Origin of the sequence: Thioalkalivibrio sp. AKL6, assembly GCF_000376905.1 — a bacterium.
Taxonomy (GTDB): domain Bacteria; phylum Pseudomonadota; class Gammaproteobacteria; order Ectothiorhodospirales; family Ectothiorhodospiraceae; genus Thioalkalivibrio; species Thioalkalivibrio versutus.
In genome coordinates this window covers 511,111-523,192 of the sequence record NZ_AQXS01000009.1, presented here as the reverse complement: position 1 = coordinate 523,192, position 12,082 = coordinate 511,111, and the positions used below count along the sequence as shown (strand labels likewise).

The window sequence follows — 12,082 nt, the reverse complement described above, 5'->3', positions numbered from 1 at the left end:
CATGAACGAAACGATTCGCACGCTCTTCGTGACCAGCAACCCGAACCGGGCTGAAGAGGTCATCAGCAGTATCCGGACCCGCGGCAGCGCGATCCGGCCGGAGCAGGTATCCGGCAGCGACGCCTTGGCCGAGGCGCTGGAGGGCCGGCGCTTCGACGTGATCGTCCTGATCGAACCCGGCCTGGCCCTGACCCGGGAACATGTCGACGCGGCACTGCACGCATCCGGTCGACGTACCCCGCTGGTCATCATGACCGAGCGCCCCGAACCCGCGCGCATAGACGACTACGAGGCCGGCGCCTATGCCGTCGTCGATCACGAACTGCACGAACTGGCCGGCATCCTTGCGGTGCGCGCTGCCGAGCAGTTCCAGCTGCGCCAGCGGATGGGGCGCATGGACGTATCGCTGCAGGAGTCCGAACGCCGCTGCCAACTGTTGCTGGACAACTCGCGCGACGCCATCGCCTACGTGCACGAAGGCATGCACATCTATGCCAACGCGTCCTGGCGCGAGCGCTTCGGGATTGCCGATCCGGAGGAAGTGGAAGGCCTGCCGCTGATGGACCTGATCGCCCCGGAGAGCCGCGACGAACTGAAGGGCCTGCTGCGCCGCTTCCAGAGTGGCGAGGAAGGTGACCAGACCCATCAGGCCTTCCAGCTGCAGGCGTTTGACGGCACGCCGTTCGAGGCCAACCTGCGCCTGTCCACCGCCAGCGTCGAGGGAGAGGCCTGCACCCAGGTACTGCTGGACTCGGCCCAGGAGGACCCGGAGCTGGCCGAGAAGATCGACTACCTCTCGCAGCGTGACCTGGTCACCGGGCTCTACAACCGCCAGCACTTCTCCGGGATGATCGAGACCGCGCAGAGCCAGGCCGCGCAATCGGAGAAGCCCTTCGCCCTGGTCACCCTGGCGGTGGACCGTTTCCCCGAGATCCGGGCCAACGTCGGCATGTCCGCGAGCGATCTGCTGCTTGCCGATATCGGCAAGCAGATCGAGGATCACTTCCCCGACCCGGCCATCGCCGCACGCCTGGAGGCCGAGCACTTCGGGATCGTGGTCCCCGACACCCGGCGCAACGAGGTGGAGGCCCGCATCCACGGTCTGATGGAAGCGGTCACCGGACGTGTCTTCGAACTCGGCAACGCCTCGACCAACTGCAGCCTGTCGGCCGGCATCGTGATCGCCGACGAGACGGCGGTGGATACCGAAGAACTGCTGACCCACGCCGACCGCGCCCTGCAAGAGGCCGTGGAGGCCGGGGGCGGAAACCACCGCTTCTTCCGTCCCGCAGAAGGCGAGATGACCCAGGCGCAGAACGACCAGCAGTGGAAGCTGCGCATTCAGGACGCCCTGGAACACAACCGCCTGGAACTGCTGTATCAGCCGATCGTGAACCTGCACGGTGCCGATCGCCCGCGCTACTCGGTCTTCGTGCGCCTGCGTGACGCCGAGGGGCATATCCACGAGCCGGATGCCTTCCTGCCCAGTGCCGAGCGCACCGAGATGGCGGCACCCATCGACCGCTGGGTCCTGAAGACTGCGCTGCAGATGCTGGCGGAACAGCTGAAGAAAGACCCGACCACCCAGTTCTTCCTCAAACTGACCAACGGCTCCCTGGGCGACCCCTCCGTGGTCAGCTGGCTGCACGACGACCTGCACGGCATGCGCATCCCCGCCGACAACGTGGTCGTCGAACTGAAGGAACCCACCGTGGTTACCCACCTGAAGCCGGCGATCCACGTCGCCCGCGGGCTGCAGGAAATGCACGGCCATCTGTGCATCGACGACTTCGGCAGCGGGCTGAACCCGTTCCAGCTCCTGCAGCACCTGGAGGCGGATCACATCAAGCTGGACCCGTCCTACGTGAAGAACCTGGCCGAGAGCGAGGAGAACCAGCAGTTGATCCGCGAACATACCGATGCCGCGCATGCCAAGGGCAAGCAGGTCATCGTGCCCTATGTCGAGGACGCCAGCGTGCTCGCCGTGCTCTACAGCCTGAACGTGAATCTCGTTCAGGGCTACTTCCTGCAGGCACCGATGCCCGCCCCCACCTTCGATTTCGCCTCGACCTGAGCCCCCAACGCAACAGGCCCCGGTGAAAACCGGGGCCTGCGCGAACCATCGTCCTTGCCCTGCGGGACTACTTGGACCAGAAGTTCAGGTCCTCGAAAAACCCCTTAACGCCGTCCAGCCAGGAGTGGGCCTGCGGGCTGTGCTTGGTACCGCCAGCCTGGGTGGACTCCTCGAACTGACGCAGGAGCTGCTTCTGCTCCTTGGTCAGGTTGATCGGCGTCTCTACCACTACGCGGCAGATCAGGTCACCGACCCCGCCGCCGTGCACGGACTTCACGCCCTTGCCACCGACCCGGAACTGCTTGCCGGTCTGGGTCTCCGCGGGGACCTTCAGCTTGACCCGACCATCCAGCGACGGCACTTCCAAATCGCCGCCCAGAGCGGCCGTGGCGAACGACACCGGCACTTCGCAGTGCAGATCCGAGCCCTCGCGCCGGAACAACTTGTGCGGCTTGACCCGTACCTGCACGTACAGATCACCCGGCGGGCCGCCGTTCATGCCGGCCTCGCCCTGGCCTCCCAGGCGGATACGGTCACCGCTGTCCACCCCGGCCGGGATCTTCACGTCCAGGGTGTTCTGCTCCTGCACTCGACCCTTGCCGTGGCAGGACTTGCAGGGGCTGGAGACGACCTTGCCCGCGCCCTCGCAACGCGGGCAGGTCTGCTGCACCGAGAAGAAGCCCTGCTGGATGCGCACCTGGCCGACCCCATTACAGGTCGGGCAGGTCTCCGGCGAGGTCCCCGGCTCGGCCCCCGAGCCATCACAGGCCTCGCAGCTGACGGTGGTCGGGATCCGGACCTTCACCTCGGTGCCGAACACGGCCTCTTCCAGGGTCAAGTCCAGGTTGTACTGCAGGTCGGAGCCACGATAGGCCCGCTGCCCGCGGCCACCCCCGCCACCTCCGAAGATATCGCCAAAGATGTCCTCGAAGATGTCACTGAAGTTGGAGGCCCCGGCGCCCCCGCCAAAGCCCCCGGCCGAGCCGTCCACGCCGGCGTGGCCGTAACGGTCGTAGGCGGCGCGCTTCTGGTCGTCGCTGAGGACGTCATAGGCGGCGCGCGCCTCCTTGAACTTGGCCTCGGCCTCCGCATCCCCGGGGTTGCGGTCCGGGTGATGCTTCATCGCCAGGCGGCGAAAGGCCTTCTTGATATCGGCGGCCGAGGCGTCCTTGGATACACCCAGCACCTCGTAGTAGTCGCGTTGAGACATGGTCATTCCCTGCTAATTCGTTCGCGCGAACGCGGAATGCCTTCACGCAAACGCCCGGGGTCACGAGCACCCCGGGCGTGGCGTCTAAACCGATCCGGCGGGACGCGAGGTCCCGCCGGTCGTGGCATCAGCCCTGCTTTTTCTGGTCGTCGTCGACTTCCTCGAACTCGGCGTCCACGACATCGTCGCCCTGCGGGCCACCCTCGGCCTGCTCGGCCCCGGCCTCGCCCGCGGCGTCCGCGCCCTGGGCATAGGCCTTCTCGGCCAGCTTGCCGGAGACCTCGGCCAGCTTCTGCGCGGCCTGCTCGATCACCTCGGGGTCATCGCCTTCCATCGCGGTCTTGGTCTCGGCCACCGCCGACTCGATCGCGGTGCGCTCGTCATCGGAGACCTGGTCTGCCAGATCCTTCAGGGACTTCTCGGCCGAATGCACCAGGCCATCGGCCTGGTTGCGCGCCTGGACCAGCTGCTGGAACTTCTTGTCGTCCTCGGCGTGGGCCTCGGCGTCCTTGACCATCTGTTCGACTTCCTCGTCGGACAGGCCGGAGGAGGCCTTGATGACGATCTTGTTCTCCTTGCCGGTCGCCTTGTCCTTGGCCGAGACGTTCAGGATGCCGTTGGAGTCGATGTCGAAGGTGACCTCGATCTGCGGCACACCACGCGGCGCGGCCGGGATGTCCTGCAGGTCGAAGCGACCCAGCGACTTGTTGGCGCTGGCCATGTCGCGCTCGCCCTGCAGCACGTGCACGGTCACCGCCGTCTGGTTGTCCTCGGCGGTAGAGAACACCTGATTGGCCCGGGTCGGGATGGTGGTGTTCTTCTCGATCAGCTTGGTCATCACGCCGCCCATCGTCTCGATCCCGAGCGACAGCGGGGTCACGTCCAGCAGCAACACGTCCTTGACGTCGCCACCCAGCACGCCGGCCTGCACCGCGGCGCCGACCGCAACGGCCTCGTCCGGGTTCACGTCCTTGCGCGGCTCCTTGCCGAAGAACGCCTGCACCGCTTCCTGCACCTTGGGCATGCGGGTCTGGCCACCGACCAGGATCACGTCGTCCACCTCGGAGGCGGACAGGCCGGCATCCTTCAGCGCGACCTTGCACGGCTCGATGGAGCGCTTGACCAAGTCATCGACCAGGCTCTCCAGCTTGGCGCGGGTAATCTTCAGCGCCAGGTGCTTGGGCCCCGTGTTGTCGGCGGTGATGTACGGCAGGTTCACCTCGGTCTGCTGGCTGGAGGACAGCTCGATCTTGGCCTTCTCGGCGGCCTCCTTCACGCGCTGCATCGCCAGCGGATCGCCCTTGATATCGATGCCCTGGTCCTTCTTGAACTCGTCGACCAGGTAGTCGATCAGGCGATTGTCGAAGTCCTCGCCACCGAGGAAGGTGTCGCCGTTGGTCGCCAGCACCTCGAACTGGTGCTCGCCATCCACCTCGGCGATCTCGATGATCGAGACGTCGAAGGTACCGCCACCCAGGTCGTACACGGCGATCTTGCGATCCCCGCGCTGCTTGTCCATGCCATAGGCGAGCGCGGCCGCGGTCGGCTCGTTGATGATGCGCTTGACCTCGAGCCCGGCGATCTTGCCGGCGTCCTTGGTCGCCTGACGCTGGGAGTCGTTGAAGTACGCCGGGACGGTGATGACCGCCTCGGTGACCTCTTCGCCGAGATAGTCCTCGGCGGTCTTCTTCATCTTCTGCAGCACGCGCGCGGAGATCTCCGGCGGGGCCATCTTCTTGCCCTGCACCTCGATCCAGGCGTCACCGTTGTCGGCCTTCACGATGTTGTAGGAGACGAGCTTGATGTCCTTCTGGACCTCGTCTTCCTGGAACTTGCGACCGATCAGGCGCTTGGAAGCGAACACGGTGTTCTGGGGGTTGGTGACCGCCTGGCGCTTCGCGGACTGGCCAACCAGCACCTCGCCGTCGTCACTGAACGCGACGATGGACGGGGTGGTGCGGGTGCCTTCCGCGTTCTCGATGACCTTGGCCTGGTCGCCTTCCATTACGGCGACGCAGGAGTTGGTGGTCCCGAGGTCAATACCAATGATCTTGCCCATGACTGAAATCTCCTGATGCGAAAAATTTTGCGCTGCAGAGAGCGTTTCTCTGCCAACTTGTACGGGAATCTGGGGCCCCGGGCCGGGTTTTCAAGGGGCAGCGTGTCCGATACCCCGAAAACCGGCCCGAAAAGACGGCGTCAGGCGCTTTCGTCGATGTTCGGCGAGGTCGGCGCCTTGGAGACCACCACCATCGCCGGGCGCAGCACGCGGTCCTGCAACCGGTACCCCTTCTGCATGGTGGCCACCACGGTGTTCGGCGGGTTCTCCGGGTCTTCCTGCATGGACATCGCCTGGTGACGCTCCGGATCGAAGCGCTGCCCGGTCGGGTCCTCGGACTGGATGCCGAACTTCTCGAACACCCGGGTCAGGTTCTTCAGGGTCAGCTCGGCGCCCTCGATGATGCGCTCGACATCCTTGGACTCGCGCGCCGCCTGCAGCCCCAGTTCCAGCGAGTCACCCACCTCCAGCATTTCGGCAGCGAACTTCTCCATTGCGTACTTGTGCGCGTTCTCCAGCTCGCGCTCGAAGCGGCGGCGCTGGTTCTCCAGCTCGGCCTGGGCCCGCAGGGCCTGGTCGCGGCGCTCTTCGGCCAGGGCCTCGAGCTCCTGCAGCCGATCATCCGTGCCACCCTCGGCCTCGGGGGCCTCGTCGTTCCGGGTCTCGAGTTCTTCCGGCTGTTCCTGGGATTCCCGCTGTTCGGACATGCTGGCCTCGCAAATCAATGAAAAACAAAATCGCCCGCCGCGCCGATCACCGGCGGACAGGGTGGATTGGGTTGTCTATCTGGATGCTGGGGGCATTCCCCCCGGTTTCAAGGGGCCGCTACTTCGAATCATCCACCGGGTGATCGCCCAGCGCCGAGCCCAGCAGGCGGGCCGTCACGTCCACGATCGGGATCACCCGGTCGTAGGACATCCGCGTGGGACCGATCACCCCAAGCACGCCCACCACCTCGCCGTCGACACTGTAGGGCGCAGTCACCACCGAACAGTTCTCGAACCAGTCGAGCCCCGATTCGCGGCCGATGAAGATCTGCACCCGGTCGCCGCGGATGCACTGGTCGAGGATGCCGAGGATCTCCTGCTTCTCGTTGAAGGCCTCCAGCAACTGGCGCAGGCGGGCCATGTCCGCCAGCTCCTCGTAGCCGAGCAGGTGGGTCTGGCCGGCCACGACCACATCGTCCGGGTCCTCGTCGCCCACCGCCTTCTCGCCCAGATCGATCGCCGCCAGCATCATTGCGTCCAGGTCGTCGCGCACGTCACGCATCTCGCGTAACAGCTCGGCGCGCACCGCATGCAGGCTCTTGCCGGCCAGATGGGCATTCAGGTAGTTCGCCATGCGCTGCAGTTCGTCCTGGCTGAAGTCACGGTCCAGTTCCAGTACCCGGTTCTGCACCTCCTTGCCATCGATCACCAGGATCGCAAGGATGCGGCCCTCGCCCAGGCGCAGGAACTCGATCTGACTGAGCGCCACGTTGCGATGCCGCGGCAGGCGCACCATCCCCGCCATGCGCGTGACCCGCGACAGCAGGTTGCTGGTGGCGTCCATCAGATCCTGGGTGCTGGCACTCGGATCGAACCCCGACTGGATCGCACGGATATCCTCCGGCGAGGGATTGCGCACCTCCAGCAGGCTGTCGACGAACAGCCGGTAGCCGGCCGGGGTCGGTATGCGCCCGGCCGAGGTATGCGGCGAATGGATCAGCCCCATATCCTCGAGATCCGCCATCACGTTGCGCACGGTGGCGGCGCTCACGCTGAGGCCAGAGGTCCGGGCCAGGGTGCGCGAACCGACGGGCTGGCCATCCCGGATATAGCTCTCGATCAGGGTCCGCAACAGGGTGCGGGCCCTGGCGTCCAGATTGATCGTTGCGTTTTCCATGGATCGTCAGCGCTCCACTCGGTCGAGTGCTTAAAGGGTTCAGTCTTGGATCGTGCAGGAATCAGGTCAAGAAACCCCGGGTGCAGTCGCGGTCCCTTTTCCGGATAATGCCGGCATGATGCCAGACTTCAACAAGGTCGGACTGGTCGGCAAGTCCAGCGACTCGCGTACCGCGCCCCTGGTCGCGACCCTGGTGGGTCTGCTGCAGGAGCGCGGCCGCCAGGTCTTCATGGAACAGGAGATCGACGGCTTCGAGCGGCCGGACAGCGTCGGGCTCCTGCCGCTGGACGAGCTGGCCCACGCGGTAGACCTTCTCATCGTGATCGGCGGCGACGGGACACTGCTGGCCACGGCCCGCGTCACCGTGGATGCCGACACCCCGCTGCTGGGGATCAACCTCGGCCGGCTCGGCTTCCTGGTGGATGTCTCCCCCGACACCGCCCCGGAGGAACTGAGCGAGGTCCTGGATGGCGCCTTCGAGCGCGAACCCCGGGCCATGCTCGAGGCCGAGCTGATCCGCGACGGCGTCACCATCCACCGCGGGATCGCCCTGAATGACGTCGTCCTCCACGTGCTGAGCGTGGTGCGCATTATCGAATTCGACACCGCGATCGACGGCATGGATGTCGGACGCCTGCGGGCCGACGGCCTCGTGATCGCGACCCCCACCGGTTCCACCGCCTACGCGCTGTCCGCCGGCGGGCCGATCCTGACCCCGCAGCTGGACGCGATGGTGCTGGTGCCGGTCTGCCCGCACAGCCTGAATCACCGCCCGCTGGTCGTCAGCGGCCGCTCCACCATCGAGATCCGCCTGTCCAGCGGCAGCCGCTCGCCAGCCCAGGTCGCACTGGATGGCCAGGAGAACGTGGACTTCGCCCCCGGCGACCTGCTGCGCATCCATCGCCGCGAACAGGCCCTGACCCTGATCCACCCCCGCGAACACCACTTCCTGCGCGTGCTCCGCACCAAGCTGCGCTGGGGCGAGCAGCCCTGATCCCATGTTGCATCTGATCAGCATCCGCGACTTCGCGATCATCGACCGGCTGGAACTGGAGCTGGACACCGGCCTGAGCGCCCTGACCGGCGAGACCGGGGCCGGCAAGTCCATCCTGATCGACGTGATCGGCCAGCTACTGGGCGACCGCGCGGATGCCGGCATGGTGCGCGAGGGTGCCGAACAGGCCGATCTGTCGGCCGAGTTCGCCCTGCCCGCCAAGGGCCCGGCCAGCGCCTGGCTGGCCGAACAGGACCTGGCCGAGGCGGACGACGAAAGCGTCCTGCTGCGCCGCGTGCTGACCCGCCAGGGAAAGAGCCGCGCCTGGATCAACGGGCGCCCGGTCGCGGTGGGTCAGCTGCGCACCCTGGGCGAATGGCTGGTGGACATCCACGGCCAGCACGCACATCAGCAGCTCTTGCAGCGCGATACCCAGCGCCACTGGCTGGATGGCTTTCTCGACGGCAACCCGACGCGCGATGTCCGCGACACCCACCGCGCCTGGCGCGCTGCGGCGAGCGCTCTGGACCAGGCACGCGAGGCCCAGGCCGACACCTCCGACCGCCTCGACCTGCTGCGCTTCCAGAGCGGAGAACTGGCCGAGCTGGCCCCGGTACAGGACGAATACCCCCGACTGCTGACCGAACAAAACCAGCTCGCCCACGGCGCCGAGGTACTCACCGCCCTCCAGACCGCCAGCCAGCAGATCGAGGAGGACAGCGGGCTGGACACGCAGCTGGGCCAGGTCCTGCACGCCCTGCAGGACGCCGCGCAACACGACGAACGGGTCAGTCCGGCGGTCGAGCTGCTGGAATCCGCCCGCATCCAGATCGACGAGGCCGGCGACCACCTGCGCCGTCTGGCCGACGGCATCGAGCTGGATCCGGAACGCCTCGCCGAGCTGGATACTCGCGTCAGCGAATACCTGCGCCTGGCGCGCAAGCACCGGATCGACCCCGAGGCCCTGCCGGGCCTGTTCGATGAACTGCAAACGGAACTGGATGCCCTGGAAAACGGCGACCAGACCGTTGAGGCCCTGGAGGCGCGCGAACAGCAGACCCGCGAGGCCTTCGATACCGCTGCCACGAAACTCACTCAGGCTCGCCGGAAGGCCGCCAGCCGCATCGGCCAGTCGGTCACCGAGACCATGCAGGAACTGGGCATGGCTGGCGGCCACTTCGAGATCGGGGTCGAGCCCGCCGACAAGCCGCAGGCCCACGGCGTGGACCACATTGAATTCCGCGTGGCCGCGAACCCCGGTGCTGCGCCGCAGCCGATGGCCAAGGTCGCTTCCGGCGGCGAGCTCTCGCGCATCGGGCTGGCGCTACAGGTACTGGCCAGCGAGCAGCAGACGGTGCCCACGCTGATCTTCGACGAGGTCGACAGCGGCATCAGTGGCGCGGTCGCCGAGGTGGTCGGGCGCAAGCTGCGCAGCCTGGGCGAGCGCCATCAGGTCCTGTGCGTGACCCACCTGGCCCAGGTCGCCGCCCAGGCGCACCACCAGCTGGAGGTACAAAAGAGCCACGCCAAGGACGGCACCCGCACCGCGATCCAGCCGCTGGACGACGAACGCCGCGTGGAGGCCCTGGCCCGCCTGATCGGCGGCACCCAGCTCACCGAGACCACCCGCACCCACGCCCGCGAACTCCTCGCCTCCGCCGGCTAGGGAGACGCTGATTTAATCGCACGTCCGCGCTCGAGTCGCTTTTGCGTGCGAACAAGGCGCGGTGACTGCCGTGCAGTCATTCTGCACAAGGGAGCCGCAACGCAGTGCGCGCGCAAAAGCGGCCGAGCCCTCACTTTCAATGGCTTGCGGGGTTGGTGCCCCCTGTTCCCCGATCCTGCGTTGCGCCGCTTGCGGGTAGAACCACTACCCGCTGCACGACGCGCCTTGTCTCGGAAAACAGGGGGCACCAACGCGGACGTGCGATTAAATCAGCGTCTCCCTAGCGCCTCCCCGGAACCACGAAATACCAGGGAAACCGTAGGATGCGATGAGCGCAGCGAATCGCATCGTTCAAGACGTGGCACTCACCCCATGCTCCACCCGATGCGATCCGCTGCGCTCATCGGCATCCTACCGCTCACGGACCGTGCCCCCGGCGTCCCAGGACTGCGTAATGAGCACGCCGTACGGATCAAGTCCTCGCCGGCCAGGCCCCATCCGGCAGGTAGCGCGCATCGGGCGGCAATTGCGGCATCCAGTACACCCACAAGGCCCGCGGACCCTCCTGCGTTCGGGCGGGAACCAGCGCGCGGCGATACTCTCCGCGGCCGTCCGCGCGCACACCTTCGAGGGCATCGATCAGTGGCAGGGTCCGCGCGGGGTCCGGGAGGCGGATCCATTCCCCATGGACTTGTTCGCGGACGGCCCCGGCCGGTCCGGCTGACGCGGGCGTGCGGACGAGCCTCTGGCGGCCCGCATCGCGCACGGGGTCGGCACCCGCCTCCAGAAGGATGCTTGCGCCCGGGAGCTGCACCGCCGGATAGCCCACGGGCAGATCAAAGATCGCTCCGGCGATCGATGCGGTGCGTATCTTGATCGCGCGCTCGCAGAATGCACGGTGGTTGGCAAAACCCCGCTTGAGCGTCCCGTAGACGAACAGGTCCACCACCGCCGGCATGGCTACTCCCGCGGCAGACGGACCACCGGGCGCCACAGGCGCGCGGACTCGGGCACCTCGCCGGGCCAGTCCACCACGTAGTCGATCAGTGGCAGGTCCGGGGCGTCCTGCTCGCGGATCACGCGCCCGGCCACTGACACGCGGGCGCGGCGGACCGTCTCCGGATCGCCGCTCAGCAGCGGATGCCAGGCTGGCAGAGGGTGGCCCTCGAAGCGCAGCCGGTAGGCGCAGGTCGGTGGCAGCCAGTGATAGTGCGGCAGGTCCTTCCGGGTCAGCTGGATGCAGTCCGGCACGAAGTCGCGGCGGTTCGCGTAGTCGGAGCAGTAGCCGGTCTCGCAGTCGAGCAGATCGCAGGCCAGCCAGGTAAAGGCCAGCTCGCCCGAGTCCTCGTCTTCCAGCTTGTGCAGGCAGCAGCGCCCGCAGCCATCGCACAGGGCCTCCCACTCGGCATGGGTCAGGCTCTCGAGCGGGCGCTCCCAGAACGGGCGGTCATCCGTCGGGTTCGACTCACTCATGATCCCCGTGATCCTCGCCCAGGCGGCGCCGCCCCTCGTCGCGCAGGCGCTCCACCGTCTGCCCCCAGCGGTCCTGGGTGACGTAATGCATCAGCACGCGGCCGCGCCGCGGGACCAGGATGGCCAACCCCTCCTCGGGGTAGAGCCAGTAACTGTGATCGGAGTCGATGCGCAGCCGCTCGCGCGGCTCGCCGAAGCGCTCGGTGATCAGGTCCTCGGTCCATTGCGCGCGGGGGATGTAGCTCATCTCGACGATCGGCACGTTGCCCAGCGAGGTCAGGGCATTGTCGCTCAGCCCGTAGCGCCGGGCGCCACTGGGCATCGGGCGCTCGGAGGTGACTTCGGACTGAATCCGGTCCAGCGCGGCCTCGTCCAGATCCGGGCGCAGGATCAGGTTGGCCTCGAACGGCGGGATGCGCGCGTTCACGTAATAGGCCTCCAGCGAACGCGAGCCGTCCGCGTCCACGAACAGGCGGATGTCCGGCACCGGAAGACGGTGCATCAGATCCGCCATGGTGGTCTCGCCCAGCACGACCCCCAGCACCCGGGTGCGCTGACGGTCCCCCACCTCGATCTGCCAGGGCAGATCGGAGAACTGCTGGCTGCGCATCCCGCCGGGGTTGGAATAGACCCACATGGCCAGGGCCAGGATGACCCCCATCACCACCAGCCCGATGATCCAGCGTATGCCCATTCCGCGATTCCCCTCGAGACAACGTGTA

At 67.0% G+C, this 12,082-nt stretch carries 10 protein-coding genes; 3 read left to right on the top strand and 7 right to left on the bottom strand.

The features are described 5' to 3' along the window. Position 1 precedes the first annotated feature (1 nt). Positions 2–2,074, top strand: a complete 2,073-nt coding sequence (locus tag D575_RS0107735) for an EAL domain-containing protein (protein ID WP_018145346.1) — start codon at positions 2–4, stop codon at positions 2,072–2,074. Positions 2,075–2,141: 67 nt separating this feature from the next. Here the strand turns inward: D575_RS0107735 and dnaJ are convergent, their stop codons facing one another. The 4 genes from dnaJ to hrcA all read right to left on the bottom strand — a co-directional run bounded on the left by dnaJ (position 2,142) and on the right by hrcA (position 7,227). Beyond that, positions 2,142–3,290, bottom strand: coding sequence for a molecular chaperone DnaJ (gene dnaJ / locus D575_RS0107730; RefSeq protein ID WP_018145345.1), 1,149 nt, complete (start codon positions 3,288–3,290; stop codon positions 2,142–2,144). Positions 3,291–3,411: 121 nt separating this feature from the next. After that, complete coding sequence (dnaK, locus tag D575_RS0107725; protein ID WP_018145344.1) at positions 3,412–5,343, bottom strand: molecular chaperone DnaK; 1,932 nt, start codon at positions 5,341–5,343, stop codon at positions 3,412–3,414. Positions 5,344–5,483: 140 nt separating this feature from the next. After that, positions 5,484–6,050, bottom strand: coding sequence for a nucleotide exchange factor GrpE (grpE, locus tag D575_RS0107720; RefSeq protein ID WP_018145343.1), 567 nt, complete (start codon positions 6,048–6,050; stop codon positions 5,484–5,486). A 118-nt stretch (positions 6,051–6,168) separates the two neighbouring features. Further along, positions 6,169–7,227 carry a heat-inducible transcriptional repressor HrcA gene (gene hrcA, locus D575_RS0107715; protein ID WP_018145342.1) on the bottom strand — a complete coding sequence of 353 codons (1,059 nt, stop codon included), beginning with the start codon at positions 7,225–7,227 and terminating at the stop codon, positions 6,169–6,171. A gap of 115 nt (positions 7,228–7,342) precedes the next feature. On the opposite strand from hrcA, the gene D575_RS0107710 reads away from it, so the two are divergent. Further along, a complete protein-coding gene (locus tag D575_RS0107710) occupies positions 7,343–8,221 on the top strand; it encodes an NAD(+) kinase (protein WP_018145341.1) in 879 nt (292 codons plus the stop codon). Positions 8,222–8,225: 4 nt separating this feature from the next. After that, entirely contained in the window at positions 8,226–9,887 is a 1,662-nt protein-coding gene (recN, locus tag D575_RS0107705; RefSeq protein WP_018145340.1) for a DNA repair protein RecN, read from the top strand. A 472-nt stretch (positions 9,888–10,359) separates the two neighbouring features. On the opposite strand, the gene D575_RS0107700 is transcribed toward recN, so the two are convergent. The 3 genes from D575_RS0107700 to D575_RS0107690 are packed head-to-tail and all read right to left on the bottom strand — an operon-like array spanning position 10,360 to position 12,054. Continuing rightward, complete coding sequence (locus tag D575_RS0107700) at positions 10,360–10,845, bottom strand: gamma-glutamylcyclotransferase (RefSeq protein WP_018145339.1); 486 nt, start codon at positions 10,843–10,845, stop codon at positions 10,360–10,362. A 2-nt stretch (positions 10,846–10,847) separates the two neighbouring features. Then, positions 10,848–11,360 (bottom strand): YcgN family cysteine cluster protein, encoded by a 513-nt coding sequence (locus D575_RS0107695; RefSeq protein ID WP_018145338.1) that lies wholly within the window; start codon positions 11,358–11,360, stop codon positions 10,848–10,850. After that, a complete protein-coding gene (locus D575_RS0107690; RefSeq protein ID WP_018145337.1) occupies positions 11,353–12,054 on the bottom strand; it encodes a hypothetical protein in 702 nt (233 codons plus the stop codon). Before D575_RS0107690 ends, D575_RS0107695 begins: the two co-directional genes overlap by 8 nt. Positions 12,055–12,082: the final 28 nt, after the last annotated feature.

Coding starts and splice junctions, on each gene's coding strand:
- D575_RS0107735 (WP_018145346.1), top strand. CDS start 2: ATGAACGAAACGATTCGCACGCTCTTCGTGACCAGCAACCCGAACCGG.
- dnaJ (WP_018145345.1), bottom strand. CDS start 3,290: ATGACCATGTCTCAACGCGACTACTACGAGGTGCTGGGTGTATCCAAG.
- dnaK (WP_018145344.1), bottom strand. CDS start 5,343: ATGGGCAAGATCATTGGTATTGACCTCGGGACCACCAACTCCTGCGTC.
- grpE (WP_018145343.1), bottom strand. CDS start 6,050: ATGTCCGAACAGCGGGAATCCCAGGAACAGCCGGAAGAACTCGAGACC.
- hrcA (WP_018145342.1), bottom strand. CDS start 7,227: ATGGAAAACGCAACGATCAATCTGGACGCCAGGGCCCGCACCCTGTTG.
- D575_RS0107710 (WP_018145341.1), top strand. CDS start 7,343: ATGATGCCAGACTTCAACAAGGTCGGACTGGTCGGCAAGTCCAGCGAC.
- recN (WP_018145340.1), top strand. CDS start 8,226: ATGTTGCATCTGATCAGCATCCGCGACTTCGCGATCATCGACCGGCTG.
- D575_RS0107700 (WP_018145339.1), bottom strand. CDS start 10,845: ATGCCGGCGGTGGTGGACCTGTTCGTCTACGGGACGCTCAAGCGGGGT.
- D575_RS0107695 (WP_018145338.1), bottom strand. CDS start 11,360: ATGAGTGAGTCGAACCCGACGGATGACCGCCCGTTCTGGGAGCGCCCG.
- D575_RS0107690 (WP_018145337.1), bottom strand. CDS start 12,054: ATGGGCATACGCTGGATCATCGGGCTGGTGGTGATGGGGGTCATCCTG.